At 71.3% G+C, this 18,089-nt stretch carries 18 protein-coding genes; 6 read left to right on the top strand and 12 right to left on the bottom strand.

Annotated features, from left to right (window positions below; translation table 11 throughout):
• Positions 1–13: 13 nt before the first annotated feature.
• The 3 genes from mug to LRD69_RS02785 form a co-directional block, all read right to left on the bottom strand.
• Positions 14–571 (bottom strand): G/U mismatch-specific DNA glycosylase, encoded by a 558-nt coding sequence (mug, locus tag LRD69_RS02795; protein ID WP_277324947.1) that lies wholly within the window; start codon positions 569–571, stop codon positions 14–16.
• A gap of 19 nt (positions 572–590) precedes the next feature.
• Complete coding sequence (purB, locus tag LRD69_RS02790) at positions 591–2,033, bottom strand: adenylosuccinate lyase (RefSeq protein ID WP_277324946.1); 1,443 nt, start codon at positions 2,031–2,033, stop codon at positions 591–593.
• 141 nt (positions 2,034–2,174) lie between these two features.
• Positions 2,175–3,446 carry an APC family permease gene (locus LRD69_RS02785; protein WP_277324945.1) on the bottom strand — a complete coding sequence of 424 codons (1,272 nt, stop codon included), beginning with the start codon at positions 3,444–3,446 and terminating at the stop codon, positions 2,175–2,177.
• A 372-nt stretch (positions 3,447–3,818) separates the two neighbouring features.
• Between LRD69_RS02785 and LRD69_RS02780 the strand changes: the two genes are divergently transcribed.
• The 3 genes from LRD69_RS02780 to LRD69_RS02770 all read left to right on the top strand — a co-directional run bounded on the left by LRD69_RS02780 (position 3,819) and on the right by LRD69_RS02770 (position 6,537).
• The gene (locus LRD69_RS02780; RefSeq protein ID WP_277324944.1) at positions 3,819–4,445 is read left to right on the top strand and encodes an RNA polymerase sigma factor; all 627 of its coding nucleotides are present in this window, start codon (positions 3,819–3,821) and stop codon (positions 4,443–4,445) included.
• Positions 4,442–5,203 carry a hypothetical protein gene (locus tag LRD69_RS02775; RefSeq protein WP_277324943.1) on the top strand — a complete coding sequence of 254 codons (762 nt, stop codon included), beginning with the start codon at positions 4,442–4,444 and terminating at the stop codon, positions 5,201–5,203. Before LRD69_RS02780 ends, LRD69_RS02775 begins: the two co-directional genes overlap by 4 nt.
• A gap of 194 nt (positions 5,204–5,397) precedes the next feature.
• Positions 5,398–6,537, top strand: coding sequence for a glycosyltransferase (locus LRD69_RS02770; RefSeq protein WP_277324942.1), 1,140 nt, complete (start codon positions 5,398–5,400; stop codon positions 6,535–6,537).
• Positions 6,538–6,739: 202 nt separating this feature from the next.
• Here the strand turns inward: LRD69_RS02770 and LRD69_RS02765 are convergent, their stop codons facing one another.
• The 5 genes from LRD69_RS02765 to LRD69_RS02745 form a co-directional block, all read right to left on the bottom strand.
• The gene (locus LRD69_RS02765; RefSeq protein WP_277324941.1) at positions 6,740–7,582 is read right to left on the bottom strand and encodes an SGNH/GDSL hydrolase family protein; all 843 of its coding nucleotides are present in this window, start codon (positions 7,580–7,582) and stop codon (positions 6,740–6,742) included.
• 178 nt (positions 7,583–7,760) lie between these two features.
• The gene (locus tag LRD69_RS02760; RefSeq protein ID WP_277324940.1) at positions 7,761–8,780 is read right to left on the bottom strand and encodes a hemolysin family protein; all 1,020 of its coding nucleotides are present in this window, start codon (positions 8,778–8,780) and stop codon (positions 7,761–7,763) included.
• Positions 8,777–10,114 carry a hemolysin family protein gene (locus tag LRD69_RS02755; protein WP_277324939.1) on the bottom strand — a complete coding sequence of 446 codons (1,338 nt, stop codon included), beginning with the start codon at positions 10,112–10,114 and terminating at the stop codon, positions 8,777–8,779. The genes LRD69_RS02760 and LRD69_RS02755 overlap by 4 nt, the downstream gene beginning before the upstream one ends.
• A gap of 237 nt (positions 10,115–10,351) precedes the next feature.
• A complete protein-coding gene (locus LRD69_RS02750) occupies positions 10,352–10,795 on the bottom strand; it encodes a GNAT family N-acetyltransferase (protein WP_277324938.1) in 444 nt (147 codons plus the stop codon).
• A 325-nt stretch (positions 10,796–11,120) separates the two neighbouring features.
• Positions 11,121–12,005 (bottom strand): LLM class F420-dependent oxidoreductase, encoded by an 885-nt coding sequence (locus LRD69_RS02745; RefSeq protein WP_277324937.1) that lies wholly within the window; start codon positions 12,003–12,005, stop codon positions 11,121–11,123.
• Between the two features lie 120 nt (positions 12,006–12,125).
• Here LRD69_RS02745 and LRD69_RS02740 point away from each other — a divergent pair, with 120 nt between their 5' ends.
• Positions 12,126–12,353 (top strand): antitoxin, encoded by a 228-nt coding sequence (locus LRD69_RS02740; protein ID WP_093551072.1) that lies wholly within the window; start codon positions 12,126–12,128, stop codon positions 12,351–12,353.
• Positions 12,350–12,721, top strand: a complete 372-nt coding sequence (locus tag LRD69_RS02735; RefSeq protein WP_277324936.1) for a fic family toxin-antitoxin system, toxin component — start codon at positions 12,350–12,352, stop codon at positions 12,719–12,721. The genes LRD69_RS02740 and LRD69_RS02735 overlap by 4 nt, the downstream gene beginning before the upstream one ends.
• Before the next feature lie 63 nt (positions 12,722–12,784).
• Here LRD69_RS02735 and LRD69_RS02730 read toward each other — a convergent pair whose 3' ends face one another.
• The 4 genes from LRD69_RS02730 to bioB all read right to left on the bottom strand — a co-directional run bounded on the left by LRD69_RS02730 (position 12,785) and on the right by bioB (position 16,786).
• Positions 12,785–13,462, bottom strand: a complete 678-nt coding sequence (locus LRD69_RS02730) for a class I SAM-dependent methyltransferase (RefSeq protein ID WP_277324935.1) — start codon at positions 13,460–13,462, stop codon at positions 12,785–12,787.
• A 143-nt stretch (positions 13,463–13,605) separates the two neighbouring features.
• Positions 13,606–14,301 (bottom strand): dethiobiotin synthase, encoded by a 696-nt coding sequence (gene bioD / locus LRD69_RS02725; protein ID WP_277324934.1) that lies wholly within the window; start codon positions 14,299–14,301, stop codon positions 13,606–13,608.
• 3 nt (positions 14,302–14,304) lie between these two features.
• The gene (locus LRD69_RS02720) at positions 14,305–15,609 is read right to left on the bottom strand and encodes an adenosylmethionine--8-amino-7-oxononanoate transaminase (RefSeq protein ID WP_277324933.1); all 1,305 of its coding nucleotides are present in this window, start codon (positions 15,607–15,609) and stop codon (positions 14,305–14,307) included.
• Positions 15,602–16,786, bottom strand: a complete 1,185-nt coding sequence (gene bioB / locus LRD69_RS02715) for a biotin synthase BioB (protein ID WP_277324932.1) — start codon at positions 16,784–16,786, stop codon at positions 15,602–15,604. The genes LRD69_RS02720 and bioB overlap by 8 nt, the downstream gene beginning before the upstream one ends.
• A gap of 144 nt (positions 16,787–16,930) precedes the next feature.
• Here bioB and LRD69_RS02710 point away from each other — a divergent pair, with 144 nt between their 5' ends.
• Entirely contained in the window at positions 16,931–18,073 is a 1,143-nt protein-coding gene (locus LRD69_RS02710; protein ID WP_277324931.1) for an 8-amino-7-oxononanoate synthase, read from the top strand.
• Positions 18,074–18,089 lie beyond the last annotated feature (16 nt).

Genomic DNA, 18,089 nt, shown 5'->3' with positions numbered 1-18,089 from the left:
TCCGGCCCGAACCTCAGCCCGAATGACGGGGACCGTCCGCATCGACGGCCGCGCGGAGGCGTCCGTACTCCTCGGCCATGGTCTGCACGGTCCAGTGGGCGTTCAGGCCGCTGGGGTTGGGCAGGGCCCAGACCCGCGCGCCACCGATCGTCCGGTCCTGCGGGCCGATCCTGGCGCGTCGGTCGTCAAAGGCGGTCCGGTAGGCCGTGACGCCCACGACGGCGAGCCATCTCGGGCGCAGTCGCTCGACCTTGGCCGCGAGAATCAGTCCGCCCGCACGGAATTCCTCGGTGCTCAGCTCGTCGGCGCGCGCCGTGGCCCGGGCGACCACATTGGTGATGCCCAGGCCGTAGTCCAGCAGTTCGCCCTGTTCCGACGGCTTCAACTGGCGGGGGGTGAAGCCCGACCTGTGGAGCACCGGCCAGAAGCGGTTGCCGGGCCGGGCGAAATGATGTCCCGTGGCCCCGGTCATCAGGCTCGGGTTGATGCCGCAGAACAACACACGCAGGCCGCCCGCGACCACATCGGGAACGGTGCGGTCGCGGGCGGCCTGGAGCTCTTCGGGTGTCATCCGGTTGCGGATCCGGCCGTCAGAGGATGGAGCCCGGCGTGTATCCGGCGGCCTCCGGGTGCTGCTTGGTGATCTCTTCGATCCGGGCGACGAGCGCGGTGACCTGGTCGCCCGCCGCACCCGTGAAGGAGAGCTTGTCGGCCATCAGGGCGTCGAGCTGGGCGCGGTCCAGCGGGATGCGGTCGTCGGCAGCCAGCTTGTCGAGCAGTTCGTTGCGCTCCGTGCCCTGTTCGCGCATGGCCAGGGCGGAAGCGACGGCGTTCTCCTTGATCGCCTCGTGCGCGAGCTCGCGGCCCACACCGGCGCGGACCGCACCCATCAGCACCTTCGTCGTGGCGAGGAACGGCAGGTACCGGTCCAGCTCGCGGGCCACGACCGCCGGGAACGCCCCGAACTCGTCGAGCACCGTGAGGAAGGTCTCCAGCAGACCGTCGAACGCGAAGAAGGCGTCCGGCAGAGCCACCCGGCGGACCACCGAGCAGGACACGTCGCCCTCGTTCCACTGGTCGCCCGCCAGCTCGCCGGTCATCGAGGCGTAGCCGCGGAGGATCACCATCAGGCCGTTGACGCGCTCGCAGGAACGGGTGTTCATCTTGTGCGGCATCGCGGACGAACCGACCTGACCCGGCTTGAAGCCCTCGGTGACCAGCTCGTGCCCGGCCATCAGGCGGATCGTCTTCGCGATCGACGAAGGTGCGGCGGCCAGCTGCACCAACGCGGTCACCACGTCGTAGTCGAGCGAGCGGGGGTACACCTGGCCGACCGAGGTGAAGGCCTGCCCGAAACCGAGGTGCCCGGCGATGCGCTGTTCCAGCTCGGCGAGTTTTCCGGCGTCGCCGCCCAGCAGGTCGAGCATGTCCTGCGCCGTGCCGACGGGGCCCTTGATGCCGCGCAGCGGGTAGCGGCCCAGCAGGTCCTCGAGTCGTCCGTATGCCACCAGCAGCTCGTCAGCCGCGGTGGCGAAGCGCTTGCCGAGGGTGGTCGCCTGGGCGGCGACGTTGTGGGAGCGACCGGCCATGACCAGCTCGCCGTACTCGCCCGCCAGCTTGCCGAGCCGGGCGAGGACGGCCACCGTACGGTCCCGCATCAGCTCCAGCGAGAGCCGGATCTGCAACTGCTCGACGTTCTCGGTGAGGTCCCGGGAGGTCATGCCCTTATGGACCTGCTCGTGCCCGGCGAGAGCGTTGAACTCTTCGATCCGTGCCTTGACGTCGTGCCGGGTGACCTTCTCGCGCTCGGCGATGGAGACGAGGTCGACCTGGTCGAGGACACGCTCGTAATCGGCGAGGGCCGCGTCGGGCACCTCGATCCCGAGGTCCTTCTGAGCGCGCAGCACCGCCAGCCACAGCTGGCGCTCCAGCTTCACCTTCTGCTCGGGGGACCAGAGGACGGCCAGCTCCGTGGAGGCATAGCGGCCGGCCAGGACATTGGGGATGCGAGGCTTCGCAGACACAGCAGTCACGTGTCCAGATTCTACTGGCGGTTTCTGCAGGCCAGCGACGCGGCCCGATTTGTGGCTTGCTACGAACGCGGCGTCTCGTGCGGGAGACGCGATCCGACCGCGGCCTCGTCCACCTCGGTCGCCGGTCGCCGGTCGCCGGTTTCAGCCACGTGGGGTTCGACCCCTGCGCAGGCGATAGGCGGCCGCACCGATCAGCGCCACCGCCGCGCCCGACAGCACCGACGGCAAGGGAAGCGTGAAAGCGAGCACCAGACAGCCGGCCAGACCGAGAACCGGAACCGCGCGTACGGGACGGCCCTCGGCCGGCGCGAGGGTGAGGGCGGCCGCGTTGGCGATGGCGTAGTACAGCAGTACGCCGAAAGAGGAGAACCCGATCGCGCCGCGGACATCACCGGTGGCAGCCACGAGGGCAGCGATCGCGCCCACGGCCAGTTCGGCGCGGTGCGGGACGGCGAAACGGGGATGGACGACGGCCAGGGAACGCGGCAGGTGGCGGTCGCGGGCCATCGCCAGCGTCGTACGGGAGACGCCGAGCAGCAGGGCGAGCAGCGAACCGAGCGCGGCGACCGCCGCACCCACGCGGACGACCGGCACGAGTCCCGGGGCGCCCGCCGCGCGCACCGCGTCCGCCAGCGGGGCTGCGGCATCGGCCAGCCGGGCCGGACCCAGGACCGACAGCACCGCGACGCCGACCGCCGCGTACACGATCAGCGTGATCCCCAGAGCCAGGGGGACGGCACGGGGGATCGTGCGGGCCGGGTCCCGGACCTCCTCGCCGAGCGTGGCGATCCGGGCGTAACCGGCGAAGGCGAAGAACAGCAGGCCCGCCGCCTGCAGCACCCCTCCCACCGTGGCGTCCGGACCCGGCGCCAGGCGGGACGCCTGGGCGCCGCCGTCGGTCAGGCACACCGTGACGACGGCGGCGAGTACCGCGAGGACCACGGCCACGGCTGCTCTGGTCAGCCAGGCGGACTTCTGCACGCCCAGGCAGTTCACGGCGGTGAGCGCCACCACCGCGGCGACCGCCACAGCATGCGTCTGCCCGGGCCAGACATAGGCGCCCACGGTCAGGGCCATGGCCGCGCAGGAGGCCGTCTTCCCGACGACGAAACACCATCCGGCCAGGTAGCCCCAGAACGGACCCAGCCGCTCACGCCCGTACACATACGTCCCGCCGGACGCCGGATGGCGGGCCGCGAGCCGCGCCGACGACGTGGCGTTGCAGTACGCCACGACCGCGGCCACGGCCAGACCGATCAGAAGCCCCGACCCGGCTGCACGGGCGGCGGGAGCGAGTGCGGCGAAGACCCCCGCGCCGATCATCGAGCCCAGGCCGATGACGATCGCGTCGAAGACCCCCAGACGACGCCTCAGCCCATCGGCGTCCCCCGTAGCGCCAGCCAACGTATCCACCCCTCACGCACCCCTTCCCGCATCTGCACCGTCCGCTGCGCGGCACCGTACAGAGCGAAGGTGACGCGATGGTGGACGACTGCCGCACGGCCTGACCGGAGCCCCCCGTGCCGTGACCGGGAGACGGGTGCCGCCGCCTCGACACGGCACGCGGTGCGTCGTGATCGCGCCGACCCCCGTGGCCGATTCCCCACGGCCGCCTCGGCCTATCCGAGTCGCAGGGATCCGGGGCGCACCGAGGCTCCTCACTGTGACATTTCTGTGCGCTGTCACGCAGAAGTACTCGAGAGGCTCGCGGATCCTGGGGGGACGGGCGCGGCGGGCGGTGTCCGGGCTGTGCGGTTCGGACGCAGTCGGTACGAAGAGGACAGTGTGGCCAAGGGCGGGGAACAGCGCCGCGGGCAGGTGGACGACGCCGAGCTCGGCGCTGCGGTGGAGCGGGCCCAGCAGGGGGACGAGGAAGCCTTCGCGGTGGCGTACCGGCTGGTCCATCCCGGACTGCTCGGCTACGTGCGGGGGCTGGTCGGCGAGGACGGCGAGGACGTGGCCTCCGACGCCTGGCTGGAGATCGCCCGCGACCTGGGGCGGTTCCGCGGCGACGGGGCGGGATTCCGTGGCTGGACCGCCACGATCGCCCGGCACCGGGCACTGGACCATCTGCGCAGACAGAAGCGGCGGCCGCGTACCGCACTCCTGGAACAGGACGTTCTCGAGCTGCCGGGCGGTCATGACACGGCCGCGGCCGCTCTGGAGGCCCTCTCCACCGAGCAGGCGCTCGCGCTCATCGGGCAGCTGCCGCAGGAGCAGGCGGAGGCCGTTCTGCTGCGCGTCGTCGTCGGTCTGGACGGGCCCGCGACGGCGCGAGTGCTCGGCAAGCGAGCAGGGGCCGTACGCACCTCCGCCTATCGCGGCCTGAAGAGACTGGCCGAGCGCATGACCTCGGCCGGGTCGGACACTGTGACGTCTGCGACGCGCCGCACGCTGAGAGATGAGACATGAGAGACGAGACGCAGCGGACGAACGACGTGCCGGTGACCCCCGAAGTGGCCGCCCTCCTCACAGCCGCACAGCGTGTGGGTGAGACCGGCCTCATGGCCGAGGAGCGGGCCCTCGATGCGTTTCGCACGGCGCGCGACAAGGGCGCACACGCACCGGTCCCGCCGCTGCTCCGGCGCCGGCGCGACGACTGGCGACCGGTCGAACGGTGGCGCGGGGCGCGCTCCCTTCGGGCGATGGCCGCCGGCTTCGCGGCCGCGGCGATGCTGGGCGGGGTCGCGGTGGCCGCGGGTTCGGGAGCCGTACCGACACCGTTCGGCGACCACCGGCCGCCCCCCACCCGCTCGACGAACGACGAGCCGGACTCGCCCGGCAGCCGCCCACGCGCAACGCCGACGCCGAGTACGGACGGGACGCGGCACGGCGTGACGGACGCCGTGGGCACCGGGCCTGCGGCCGGACACCCCGGCCGGGCGCAGGACAGCACGGGGCTCTGCCGTGCGTACCGCCTGGTGGAGGGGAGAGGCAAGGCCCAGGACGCGTCCGCGTTCGACCGGCTCTCGGCGACGGCCGGCGGGGCGTCGGCGGTGCCGGGCTACTGCGACGGACTTCTCGGCCCCCGGACAGCGCAGGAGAAGCAGGGGGCCGGCAAGGGCCAGGGGCCGGAGCCCGGTTCAGGGGCCCCGAAACCGACTCCGAGCGGCCCGAAACCGGCGAAGGAATCCAGGAGCGGCACCCCGGACGACTCCGGCGCACGCTGAACCCGGACCGGCAGGCATCACCGGGATGACTTTTCGCACTGCAGAGTGCCAGGACGCCCGACGGCGGGACAGAACGCGCCGACGGGTACATACGCGACAGCTAATCCGGGACATGGCACCGGCGTGCCGCCGCCGCTCCGCGCGGACCCGTCACTAGGGTCGCCCGGACTCGTCCGTCCGGGATTGGTGTTGCCATGAAGCCGTCCATCTGCCTGTGCATGATCGTCAAGAACGAGGCCCACGTCATCGAGCGCTGCCTCGCCTCCGTTCGTGGACTGATCGACACCTGGGTGATCTCCGACACCGGTTCGAGCGACGGAACCCAGCGGCTGATCCGCAGCGCACTCGACGGCATTCCGGGCGAACTCCTTGAGGAACCCTGGGTGGACTTCGGTCACAACCGGACCCGGAACATCCGGCACGCCCACGCCAAGGCCGACTACCTGCTTCTCCTCGACGCCGATCTGGTGATCCGCAAGGAGGGCCCGCTGCCTCCGCTGACCGCCGACTCGTACCTGCTGCGGCACGAAGGAGCGACCGAGTGTCGCAACAAGCGTCTGGTACGCGGCGACATCGCCTGGCGGTACGAGGGGGTCACCCATGAGTACCTCACCGCCGACCAGCGCGACGACCAGCAGATTCTCGACGCGCTCGTGATCGAGGACCACGCCGACGGTGGATCACGGCACGACAAGTTCGAGCGCGACGCCCGCCTGCTCGGTGCGGAGTTCGAACGCGACCCCGCCAACACCCGCACGGTCTTCTACCTGGCACAGACCATGCGTGACCTGGGCGACACCGCGAAGGCGATCGCCCTGTACGAGCGGCGCGCGCAGATGGGCGGCTGGGGCGAGGAGGTGTACTACTCGCTGCTGCAGGCCGGAATTCTCAAGGCCGACTCCAATGACTGGCCGGCCGCCATGGACGCGCTCTCGCGTGCCTGGGAGTCGCGGCCGCAACGGCTCGAAGCCTGCTACGAACTCTCCTCACGGCTGCGTGGCCTCGGCCGCCACCGGGCCGCGCACGCGTTCGTGTGCGCGGGGCTGGACCGGGAACCGCCCGACGACCTGCTGTTCATCCAGCCGTGGGTGTACCGCTGGGGACTGCTCTTCGAGTACTCGATCAACGCCTACTGGGTCGGAGACATCGACGGATCGCTCACGGCCTGCGACCGGTTGCTGTCGATGCCGGACCTCCCCGATGCGTGTCGCAGGCAGACGCTCACCAATCGCGAGTTCGCCGAACAACGTCAGTCGACCCGCCATGTGTCGTGGGCGTCACCCCCGGACTGGCGACGGGGCCCGCACCTCAGGGCCACCGGCTGCCGAGCCTGACACATCGAGTACGCCCAGCCTGATCCAAACGAGGGGCGCCAAGGGCTGTCCCGTAATCCGTGGTGGATCAGCGCGCGGCGTCAGATGTGGTGCATCGCAAGGCGGAGGGGCGTCCTCATACCGGGCGTATTCGGGCGTTCCGACAACGCAGCGAGGTGCCACAGCTGTCGTCGTGCGCCCGCCAGGGATGACGGGACAGCCCTTAGCCCGCGCCGTCCGCCCGGCGCCACGTCGCCACCGGACCGGGAGCCCGGTGGTCCTCGGGGGTGACCCAGAAGGCCTTGCCCAGCTCGGCGCTGAACTGGGCACCTGTCCGTCCGTCCCCGGACGACCTGCCGGTCAGGCGCCGACCGATCCACGGCACGAGATGCTCCCGCGCGAAACGCAGATCGTCGACGCGCCGCGTCGCCCACCGGGCCGGTACGGCGGCCGGGAGCGGCGTCTGCCAGTCGTGCTCCGCCGGAAGACCGAGCCGCTGCCAGACCGCTTCGGCGACCCTGCGGTGCCCGTCGGCGGTCAGGTGCAGCCGGTCGACGTCCCAGAGCCGGGGGTCACCGAGCGTCGGGGCCCCGTACAGATCGACGACCAGCGCGCCGTGGCGGTCCGCCAGCTCGTCGACCAGGCTGAACAGCTCTTCCATGCGGGGGCGGAACCGCTCCATCACCGGGCCGGTGCGCCCGGGGCTGCGCATCAGCACGAGCTTCTTGCACGACGGCGCGAGACGCTCGACGGCCTCTTCCAGCTGCCCGCGCACCATGCCCATGTCGCACTTGGGCCGCAGCGTGTCGTTGAGACCGCCGACGAGCGTGACGACATCCGCCTGCATGGCGGCGGCCGCATCGACCTGCTCGTCGACTATCTGCCGGATCAGCTTTCCGCGTACGGCGAGATTCGCGTACCGGAACCCGGGGGAGCGGGTGGCCAGCCGGCCCGCGAGGACATCGGCCCAGCCCCGGTACGAGCCGTCGGGCAGAAGGTCCGACATGCCCTCGGTGAACGAGTCGCCGACCGCGACGAGACTGCTGTAGGAGGCATTCATTTCCATGGCCCGGCGATCGTATCGTGCCAGGGCCATGGCCCTGCCGGGACGGGTGGCGAGGGCGTGGAGGCTGCGGACAGGGACGGAGGCCGGAGAGGGAACGGGGGGCGGCCGCACCCCGAAGCCCCGCGACGTCCGCCCCGTTGCCGGACCCTCAGCCGCCCGTCCTGCCCGCATGGGGCGCTCAGCGGCCCTGCGACTGCCCCACCAGCTCGCGCAGCACGTCCTCCATCGTGACCATTCCGGCCAGCTTGCCGTCCTCGTCGACCACCGCCGCCAGATGCGTGCGGCTGCGCCGCAGCGCGGTCAGTGCGTCGTCGAGCGGTGTCGCGGCCCGTACCCGGGCGATCGGGCGCATCGCCGTGACCGGGAACGGCACATCGCGCGGCGTCGCGTCCAGGGCGTCCTTCACATGGAGATAGCCGAGGATCCGCTGCGTGCTGTCCATCACCGGGAAGCGCGAGAAGCCCGACTCGTACGAGAGCCGTTCCAGCTCCTCGGGCGTCGTCCCGACCCGGGTGGACACCACCCGGTCCACCGGCAGCACCACGTCGCGCACCGGTCGACGGCCCAGCTCCAGGGCGTGCCGCAGCCGCTCGGCCGCCCGGTCGTCGACGAGCCCGGCGTCGCCGGCGTCCTTCACCAGCCGGGCCAGCTCGTCGTCGGAGAACGTCGCGGCCACCTCGTCCTTCGTCTCCACCCGCAGGAGTTTCAGCAAGGCGTTGGCGAAGGCGTTGACCGTGAAGATCACCGGGCGCAGCGCCCTGGCAAGAGTGACCAGCGGCGGACCGAGCAGCAGTGCGCTCCGTACCGGCTCGGCCAGCGCGATGTTCTTCGGCACCATCTCGCCGAGCAGCATGTGCAGATACGTCGCCACGGCCAGCGCGATCACGAACGAGATCGGATGGACCAGCCCGTGCGGCACACCCACCACGTCGAAGACGGGCTCCAGCAGATGCGCGATGGCGGGTTCGGCGACGATGCCCAGGACCAGCGTGCACAGCGTGATGCCCAGCTGCGCAGCCGCCAGCAGGGCCGACACATGCTCCAGGCCCCAGATGACGCTCCGCGCCCGCCGGTTCCCCGCCTCGGCGTGTGGCTCGATCTGGCTGCGGCGTACGGAGATCAGCGCGAACTCCGCGCCGACGAAGAACGCGTTGACGACCAGGGTCAGCAGGCCGATGAAGAGCTGGACGGCAGTCATCGTCCGGCCTCCGTCTCGTCGTCGGAACCGGGCAACGGTGCGTGCAGCAGAGCCCGCGCGGCGCGGCGCCCCGAGGCGTCCACCACGTCGAGCCGCCAGCCGGCCAGTTCGATGGAGTCGCCCACGGCCGGGATGCGGCCCACCTCCGTGGCGATCAGACCGGCGAGCGTCTCGTACGGTCCTTCCGGTACCCGGAGCCCGATCGTCTGCAGCTGGTCGGTGCGGGCGGCGCCGTCGGCCGACCAGAGGGTGCGCCCGTCGGCGTCCTCACCGGCCGGTGCGAGGTCCGGTGTCTCGTGCGGGTCGTGCTCGTCGCGCACCTCGCCGACGACCTCCTCGACGATGTCCTCCAGGGTGACGACGCCGGCCGTGCCGCCGTACTCGTCGATGACGACAGCCATCGCGAGTTTGCTGGACAGCCGGTCGAGCAGCCGGTCCACGGTGAGGGTCTCCGGTACCAGCAGCGGCTCGCGCAGCATGTCCGAGACGCGCGTGCGGTGCCTTGCGTCGGCCGGGATCGCCAGCACGTCCTTGATGTGTGCGACACCGACGACGGTGTCGAGGCTGCCGCGGTAGACGGGGAAGCGTGACAGCCCGGTCGCCCGGGTGGCGTTCGCGACGTCCTCGGCGGTCGCCTGCACCTCCAGCGCGGTGACCTGCACCCGCGGGGTCATCACGTTCTCCGCGGTGAGTCCTGCCAGATTGAGGGTGCGGACGAACAGTTCCGCGGTGTCCGCCTCCAACGCGCCCGCCTTCGCCGAGTGACGGGCCAGCGCCACCAGCTCCTGCGGGCTCCGGGCGGAGGCCAGCTCCTCGGTCGGTTCGAGGCCGAGACGGCGCACGATCCGGTTGGCCGTGTTGTTGAGGTGGGCGATGAAGGGCCGGAAGACCGCGGTGAAGGCCCGCTGCGGGGTGGCCACGGTCTTCGCCATGGCGAGCGGGGACGAGATCGCCCAGTTCTTCGGGACGAGCTCGCCGACCACCATCAGGAACACCGTGGACAGCGCCGTACCGAGCGCGAGCGCCAGCGAGGAGGCCACGCTCGGGGACAGGCCGAGCGCCTCTACCGGACCGCGGATCAGTTTCGCGATCGACGGTTCCGAGAGCATGCCGACGACCAGGTTGGTGACGGTGATGCCGAGCTGTGCGCCGGAGAGCTGGAAGGTGAGGCTGCGCACCGCCTTCATCGCGCTCGCCGCGCCCCGCTCGCCGCGCTCCACGGCCCGTTCGAGCTGGCCACGGTCGACGGTGGTCAGGGAGAACTCGGCCGCGACGAAGGCCCCGCAGGCGAGCGAGAGCAGTACCGCGACGAGCAGCAGGAGCACTTCGGTCATCGGTTCACCTCCGTCCCATGATCGGGCAGGGGCGGGAGGATCGCTCGATGTCGGCGATCGTGGCTCGTACTGGGAGGCTCGCCCATGGGCGGACGCTCACACCTTTCGGAAGGGTCGGTCAACGGTGCACCCATAGTAAAGGATCAGCAAAGTCGACTGTCCGGGGGTGATCGCCGGGCCGCCGCGGCCGGTGTCCGCGGCGGCGAGCGGCGCCCCCGTCCGCATGCCGCCTGCGGATCAGGATGGACCCCGACCCTGTGCGAGGAGCGGCTTGACCCAGCGCCGCCAGCGGTCCTCGCGCCGGTATCCAGCCGCAGCCCACGTGTGGTGTGCCCGTTCGTTGGCTTCCAGGACCATGGCGTCGACCCGTCGACCGCCCAGTGCGGTGAACCGTTGCTCCGCTGCGTCCATCAGGGCGGTCGCGATGCCCTGCCGGCGGCAGTCCGGGTGCACGGCCAGTCGGTAGGCGGAGCATCGCCAGCCGTCGAAGCCGGCTATCACGGTCCCCGTGAGGAGGCCGTCGCGCTCCGCGAGGAGCAGGGCCTCGGGGTCTCTTGTGAGGAGTCGGGCCACGCCGTCGTAGTCGTCGCTGATGCTCGTTCCCTCCGCTGCCGTGCGCCAGAACTGCAGCACGGCGTCGATGTCCGGAAGGGTGGCGCAGCGGATGTGGAGATCACTCATGGGGCGAGCCAAGCAGAGCGCCGACCTGTTCGGCCAACGGTTTCCGTACCGAACAGGTGGCTCGGCCGGTGATCCGGGAATGCGCCGGCCTCCGCTTCCCCGTGGCCCGCTTGAGGGCCCGAGGAGTCGTCGGCGGGGGCGGAGGCGGGCACGGTCGTCGTGGCCGGGATTTCCCTCGGTCCAATGCCTGTACGGGACGGCAGAGTTGCTGTGACCGACTGCGCCGACGCAGCGCTTCACCCCATCTGGGAAACGGAGTTCGGTACGGCTCGCAGTTCCTGGACATCGGTACGGGCATCCCGGCCGAGCGGAAACCGTCACGCGGTCAGCTCCCGGCAAGTTCCTCGAGGACCGGGGCGAACGCCTCCATGTCCCGCTCCAGCACCGTCAGGTAGGAGAAGCCGTAGCGCTCCCGCTGCTCCCTGAGCTGTTCGGCCATCTGCCCGACCGTGCCCAGGATGTACAGCGGCAGGGCCAGGGCCTGGTCCTCGTCGAGACGAGGTGTCCTCGGCAGCACCTCGCGCACGGCTGCACGGCGGTCGCGCGTGATCCGGACGCACTGGATCAGCAGGTTCAGTTCGGCAGGGCTCTCCCGCCCTGCGGCGAACCCCCGGTAGGCGGCGACGCGCTCGTCGAGCTGATCGGCGGTGAGGGGGGCGAGCTTGCCGGTCCGGTCGGTGCCGGCTCCGGTGAACGCGACGATCTCCGCGAACCGTGCCGCCAATTGCAGGACCCGGTCCCCGTTCCCGCCGATCAGCAGCGGCGGCCGCGGCTTCTGCGCGGACCGCGGGAGCCCGGTCTCGTCGCACAGCAGGCGGTCCAACTCCTCGACCGTGTGCCGCAGATGGTTCACCCGGCCGCCGGGGGAGAGGAATTCGATACCCGCTCGGTCGTGCTCGTCGCCCACGTATCCGGTCCCGATGCCCAGTTCCAGGCGCCCGTCGGTCAGCGCATCCGTCCCCGCAGCCTCGCGGGCCAGCAGCGTCGGGTTCCAGAAGCCGGCGTTGAGCACGAAGGTGCCGACACGCGGCCGCTCGGTGGCCTCGGCGGCCGCGACCAGTGCCGGAAAGGGGGCCGACGTGCCCAGATGGTCGGGGACCTGAATGACGTCGTAGCCGAGCTGCTCCGCGCGCCGGCAACGCGTACGCCACTGCGCCCGGCTGCCGGCGGGCGTCAGCAGGTTCACTCCGAATCGAAACGGCCTCGCCATGGCCTCTCCTCGCGCCGGGTTGATCGATGGATGGGACACACACTCTGCCAAGGACGCGTGGCTCCGTGTGCCGAAACGCCCCTCTTGCCGGTGCTAGCAGTCCCGCGCTAGCGTGTAAGCGTGCCCAAGACCCAGCTGAACGTACGAGTGGACGAGGCCACCGCCGAAGCGGCGCGGCAGCGCGCGCTGCAACGGGGGATGAGCGTGAATCGCTACATAGAGGAGCTGGTCAGACAGGATGCCGGCGAGGTCGGACATACGTTTGTCGAGGCTGCTGCCGACTTCATGAAGCAGTACGAGTCGGTGTTCGCCGAGGAGTTCGGCCCGGAGCGCAAAGGCACCCGTTGAACCTCCGGATCGACCTTTCCTGGCTGCTCATGGTCGCCGAGCACAAGACGCCCGGTGATCCACAGGTCGTCGACTGGGGCGCGCTCGTTGCCGCGGTCGCCCGCCACGAGGCGGAGATCTTCGGCAGCTCTGTCTACAGCGACCCGTACTCAAGGGCCGCAGCACTTCTGCAGTTGCTGCTCCATGTTCCCGCGCTGGAACACTCCAACGCGATGTTCGCCTCCGCCGTGGCGTACGGCTATCTCGTCGCCTCGGGGCTGAAGGTCATCACGTCGCCCGAGCAGGTGCGCGATCTGGCCCGGCTGGCCAAGGAGGGCAAGGCCGACGTCCGCGCCATCGCCGACGAGCTCCGCCAGTGGAGTCTGTGAGTCCTGCGTCCGGACGGGCTGCGTTGCGCAGGGCGGGGCGGCGGGATCAGCCGGACCGACGGGTCAGTCCACCACCGTCGTCCGGCGGGCCACGCCCAGGATGCACGAGGAGGTGGGGAGCCGGATGCCCCACTCCGGCATCCTGACCCTGCGGTACTCCTCCACCACGAACCCGGCCCTCTCGATCGCGGCGAGGGTGTCGCGCGACGTATGGCACCCGCCGCACACCAACGGCCACACCGTGCGGTCCAGCGCCCGCTGCGTGGCCGCCATGGCCCGGTCGTCGGCCCGCACGTGTTCGAAGAAGCGCAGCTCCCCGCCGGGACGCAGCACCCGCACGATCTCCGCGAGCGACCGTTCCACATTCCGCACGGTGCACAGCACCAGTGAGGCGACGGCCCCGTCGAACGCCTCGCTCTTCACCGGAAGCGCCTCCGCGCACCCCGGCACGACATCCACCGGGATGCCGGCGCGCAGCGCGGACCGCACCGCGAGCTGACGCAGGCACCGCTCGGGTTCGATCGCCACCACCTCGGAGACGGCGAGCGGGTAGTGGGCGAAGTTCAGGCCGTTGCCCACGCCGACGTCGATGATGCGTCCGGACAGGCCGGCGAGCAGTTCCGCGCGGATGGCCGCCATCCCCGCCCTGGTCTCCGCCGCCACGCTCATGCGGGCGTAGAACCGGGCGAAGACCGGGTGATACACCGCGTCCTTCGGGATCTTCGTGCTCCGCAGATGCATGACGAACCTCCTCGACAGGACCCGGCCGCACCGCACGGTTCGGTCGGTGGGAGGGCCCGACCGACCGGAGCCGCCCGATGCGAGAACCCGGCCGGCAAAGTACGGCTAACTTGATTCTCCCCCGTCCCGAGCCGCTCAGCCGCTCAATCGGCCACCCGGTTTCCGCCGAGTTCCGCCGTCAGCCAACTCGCCGCCCGGGCACGGAAGTCGACGGGCGCCAGCGCCCCCGCCCCGGCCGGCACCACACCCAGCAGTGGTGCGCCCGCCGCCACCGGCAGATCGCCGAGATTGCAGCGCGCGGCCAGGTCCGGCTCGGCGGGCATGCTGCCCACCACCACACCCGGGCAGCTGAGCCCCCGCGCCCGCAAGGCCTCCGAGGTCAGCGCGGTCGTGTTGAGTGTGCCGAGCCCGGCCGACGCCACGACCAGGACCGGAGCGGCCAGCAACCGGGCCGCGTCCGCGAGCGTGGCGCCCTTCTCGTCGTACCGTACGAGCAGCCCGCCGGCCCCCTCGACGAGCACCAGATCGTGCTCGGCCGCGAGCTTTTCGGCCGCCTCCGCGATCCGTTCCGGGCGCACGGGCGCCATGCCCGCCCGCCGGGCCGCCGTGTCCGGCGCCAACGGCTCCGGGAAACGCGCCAGTTCGAGGCCGGTGACCGTCTCACCCGCCAGCCGGAGCACCTCGAACACATCGCCCGGCTCTCCCGGCGCGACACCCGTCTGAGCCGGCTTGAGCACGGCCACCGAACGCCCGGAGGCGACTGCCACAGCCGCCAACGCCGCCGTGACGACCGTCTTTCCGATCTCCGTACCCGTGCCGCTCACCACCAGTACCGGCATGTCTCAGCCCTCCCGCGCCGCCGCGCACACCGCACGGCAGATACGCGTCAGATCGTCGTCCTCGGTCACATACGGCGGCATCGTGTAGATCAGGTCCCGGAACGGACGCAGCCACACGCCCTCGCGGACCGCAGCCTCGGTGGCCGCAGCCATGTCCACGTCGTGATCGAGCTGTACGACGCCGATCGCGCCCAGGACGCGTACGTCCCGTACGCCGGGGAGGGAACGCGCACCGGCAAGACCGTCCCTCAGCCCCGCCTCCAGGCGTTCGACCTCCCGCTGCCAGTCCTGGCCGAGCAGCAGGTCGATCGAGGCAAGGGCCACCGAGGCGGCCAGCGGATTGCCCATGAACGTCGGCCCGTGCGCCAGCACCGGCACTTCGCCGCGTGAGATGCCGTCCGCCACCCGTGAGGTGCACAGCGTCGCGGCCATCGTCAGATATCCGCCGGTCAGCGCCTTGCCGACACACATGACGTCGGGGGAGACGCCGGCGTGCTCGGCGGCGAACAGCTTTCCCGTACGTCCGAAACCACTGGCGATCTCGTCGAAGACCAGCAGCACGTCATGCGCATCGCACGCCTCGCGAAGTGCCCGCAGATATCCGGGGGAGTGGAAGCGCATCCCGCCCGCACCCTGCACCACCGGCTCCACGATCACCGCGGCCAGCTCATCGGCGTGGCGCGCGATCAGGTCCCGCAGATGCCGTACGTACGCGGCGTCCGGCTCCGCGACGAAACCGCCCGGCGGCTCGTCGGCGAATACCTGCCGGGGCAGCGCGCCCGACCACAGCCCGTGCATGCCGCCCTCGGGGTCGCACACCGACATCGGCTGCCAGGTGTCCCCGTGGTAGCCGCCGCGCCAGGTCAGCAGCCGCTTCTTCGCCGGCCGTCCGGTCGAGTGCCAGTACTGGAGGCACATCTTCACCGCGACCTCGACCGACACCGAGCCGGAGTCGGCGAGGAAGACATGACGCAACGGTTCCGGCGTGATCTCGACGAGCCGGGCCGCCAGCCGCACGGCGGGCTCATGGGTGAGCCCGCCGAACATCACATGGCTCATCCGGTCCAGCTGACCGCGCGCCGCCTCGTTGAGTACCGGGTGGTTGTAGCCGTGCACCGCCGACCACCACGACGCCATGCCGTCGACCAACTCGTGCTGCCCATGGGCCGGTTCGGCGAGCCGGAGACGTACTCCGGACGCGGACTCCACGATCAGCGGCTCCTGACGGCCCGGCATCGGGCCGTACGGATGCCAGACATGGGCCCGGTCCAGGGTCCGCAACTCCGGGAGGGAGAAGGGCTCAGGCATTGGGCGCGACATCCGTCCCCGCGCCGCGACGGCGGACCGCCACCAGGTCCGTACGCGCGGCCGGAGCTTCGGCCCCGGCGGTCGAGGGCTCGTCGGCCGCCTCACCGCAGGGCGCACAGCCCCCGGAGTGCCCACCGCAACCGCCGCCGGTCCCCGGCTCGGCCCCCGCCTCCGTACGGTGTCGGGGCAGCGTCGTCGTGCCCGCGCCCTCCACCTCGAAACCGGCGTCCGCGATCATGTCCAGATCCGCCTGCCCGGCCTGGCCTTCGCTGGTCAGATAGTCGCCCAGGAAGATCGAGTTGACCAGGTGCAGGGCGAGCGGCTGCATGGAGCGCAGATGCACCTCGCGGCCGCCCGCGAGCCGGACCTCGACATCCGGGCAGACGAACCGGACCATCGCCAGAATGCGCAGGCAGCGCTGCGGAGTGAGGTTCCACTCCTTGGCGAGCGGGGTCCCCTCGAACGGGATCAGGAAGTTCACCGGAACCGAGTCCGGGTCCAGTTCACGCAGCGAGAAGACGACGTCGACCAGGTCCGTGTCGCTCTCGCCCATCCCGGCGATCAGCCCGGAGCACGCGGAGAGCCCCGCCGCCTGCGCCTGCTGCACGGTCTGCACCCGGTCCGCATAGGTGTGGGTGGTGGTGATGTCCCCGTACGTCCCCTCGGACGTATTGAGGTTGTGGTTGTACGCGTCGGCGCCCGCCGACCGCAGCCGGTCCGCCTGTCCGTCGGAGAGCAGCCCGAGGCAGGCACACACCTCGACGCCCTCGTTCTGTTCCTTGATCGCCTCGATGGTCTGCGACACCCGGTCGACGTCCCGGTCGGTCGGGCCGCGGCCGCTCGCCACCAGGCAGACGCGCTTCGCGCCGCCCGCCACCCCGGCAGCGGCGGCCTTCGACGCCTCGTCCGGTTTCAGCCAGGTGTACTTGAGGATCTCCGCCTTGGAGCCGAGGCGCTGCGAGCAGTACGAGCAGTCCTCCGGGCAGAGTCCGGACTTGAGATTGACCAGATAGTTCAGCTTCACGCGCCGGCCGAACCACTGGCGGCGCACCTTTCCGGCCGCGGCCACCACCTCGAGCAGGTCGTCGTCGGAGGTCGCCAGCACGGCGAGGGCTTCTTCGCGGGTCGGCAGCTCGCGCCGCAGCCCCTTGTCCACCAGCGTGTTCAGGAGATCCATGGCGATGATCCTTGCCTACTCCACCACCCGCAGCCAAGGAGGAACCGGACAACAGCGCCGGCAGAGGGTGTGTGTATTGCCACACCATGCCCGACTGCGCCCCCGGTTAGGGTCTGTGAGCTGCCTACAAAAGGGACCGCCGACATGCCCTTCGCCCCGTTCGAATGGATCGACGACGAGGCCCGCCGCCGTGCGGATGCCGGACTCGTCCGCACGCTCCGCGCCCGGCCCGCCGAACCGGAACTGCTGGACCTCGCGAGCAATGACTACCTGGGCCTCACCCGGCACCCCGAGGTGACCGCGGCCGCCGCCGAAGCCGCGCAACGGTGGGGAGCGGGCGCCACCGGCTCCCGGCTGGTCACCGGCTCCACCGCACTGCACGCCGAACTCGAACGCGAACTGGCCGCATTCTGCGGTTTCGAGGCCGCCCTGGTCCTCTCCTCCGGCTACGCGGCCAATCTCGCCGCGCTCACCGCCCTCACCGGCCGGGGCTCCCTGATCGTCTCCGACGCGGGCAACCACGCCTCCATCGTCGACGGCTGCCGGCTCTCCCGCGCCGAGACCGCCGTCGTACCGCATGCCGACCCCGAGGCCGTCGCCAAGGCGCTGCACGCGCACGACGGCCGCGCCCTGGCCGTCACCGACTCCGTCTTCTCCGTGGACGGCGACGCCGCACCGCTGCGCGAACTGGTCGACGTCTGCCGTACGCATCGGGCCGCGCTGCTCGTGGACGACGCGCACGGTCTGGGCGTACTCGGAGAGGGCGGGCGCGGCGCCCCGGCCGCCGCCGGACTCGCGGGGGACGACGGGATCGTCACCACCGTCACCCTCTCCAAGTCCCTGGGCAGTCAGGGCGGAGCGGTCCTCGGGCCGGCCCGGGTGATCGACCACCTGGTCAACACCGCCCGGACGTTCATCTTCGACACCGGGCTCGCACCGGCCGCGGCGGGCGCCGCCCTCGCGAGCCTGCGACTGCTGCGCCGCGAACCGGAGCGGGCGGGCCGGGCCCGTACGGTCGCCACCGCCCTGTACGAACGGCTGACCGCGGCGGGGCTGACCGCCGTGCGCCCCGACGCCGCCGTCGTCTCGGTCCGGGCGCCTTCGCCGGACGCGGCGGTGCGCTGGTCCGCCGACTGCCGAGCGGCCGGGATGGCGGTGGGCTGCTTCCGGCCCCCGTCGGTTCCGGACGGGATCTCGCGGCTGCGGCTCACCGCCCGGGCCGATCTGACCGGTGCGCAGATCGAGACCGCGGTGGAGACCGTGCTGCGGACAGCCCCGACGGCCTGACCGCAGCCCCGATCGG

Source organism: Streptomyces sp. JH14 (genome assembly GCF_029428675.1).
GTDB lineage: Bacteria > Actinomycetota > Actinomycetes > Streptomycetales > Streptomycetaceae > Streptomyces.
Note: the sequence above shows the minus strand (reverse complement) of the source record. Positions and strands in the feature narration are given on the sequence as shown.

What these genes read in the sequence shown, in the direction of transcription:
- mug (WP_277324947.1), bottom strand. Translation starts at nt 571, where the DNA reads ATGACACCCGAAGAGCTCCAGGCCGCCCGCGACCGCACCGTTCCCGAT.
- LRD69_RS02775 (WP_277324943.1), top strand. Translation starts at nt 4,442, where the DNA reads ATGAGAGACGAGACGCAGCGGACGAACGACGTGCCGGTGACCCCCGAA.
- LRD69_RS02770 (WP_277324942.1), top strand. Translation starts at nt 5,398, where the DNA reads ATGAAGCCGTCCATCTGCCTGTGCATGATCGTCAAGAACGAGGCCCAC.
- LRD69_RS02765 (WP_277324941.1), bottom strand. Translation starts at nt 7,582, where the DNA reads ATGGAAATGAATGCCTCCTACAGCAGTCTCGTCGCGGTCGGCGACTCG.
- LRD69_RS02760 (WP_277324940.1), bottom strand. Translation starts at nt 8,780, where the DNA reads ATGACTGCCGTCCAGCTCTTCATCGGCCTGCTGACCCTGGTCGTCAAC.
- LRD69_RS02755 (WP_277324939.1), bottom strand. Translation starts at nt 10,114, where the DNA reads ATGACCGAAGTGCTCCTGCTGCTCGTCGCGGTACTGCTCTCGCTCGCC.
- LRD69_RS02750 (WP_277324938.1), bottom strand. Translation starts at nt 10,795, where the DNA reads ATGAGTGATCTCCACATCCGCTGCGCCACCCTTCCGGACATCGACGCC.
- LRD69_RS02745 (WP_277324937.1), bottom strand. Translation starts at nt 12,005, where the DNA reads ATGGCGAGGCCGTTTCGATTCGGAGTGAACCTGCTGACGCCCGCCGGC.
- LRD69_RS02730 (WP_277324935.1), bottom strand. Translation starts at nt 13,462, where the DNA reads ATGCATCTGCGGAGCACGAAGATCCCGAAGGACGCGGTGTATCACCCG.
- bioD (WP_277324934.1), bottom strand. Translation starts at nt 14,301, where the DNA reads ATGCCGGTACTGGTGGTGAGCGGCACGGGTACGGAGATCGGAAAGACG.
- LRD69_RS02720 (WP_277324933.1), bottom strand. Translation starts at nt 15,609, where the DNA reads ATGCCTGAGCCCTTCTCCCTCCCGGAGTTGCGGACCCTGGACCGGGCC.
- bioB (WP_277324932.1), bottom strand. Translation starts at nt 16,786, where the DNA reads ATGGATCTCCTGAACACGCTGGTGGACAAGGGGCTGCGGCGCGAGCTG.
- LRD69_RS02710 (WP_277324931.1), top strand. Translation starts at nt 16,931, where the DNA reads ATGCCCTTCGCCCCGTTCGAATGGATCGACGACGAGGCCCGCCGCCGT.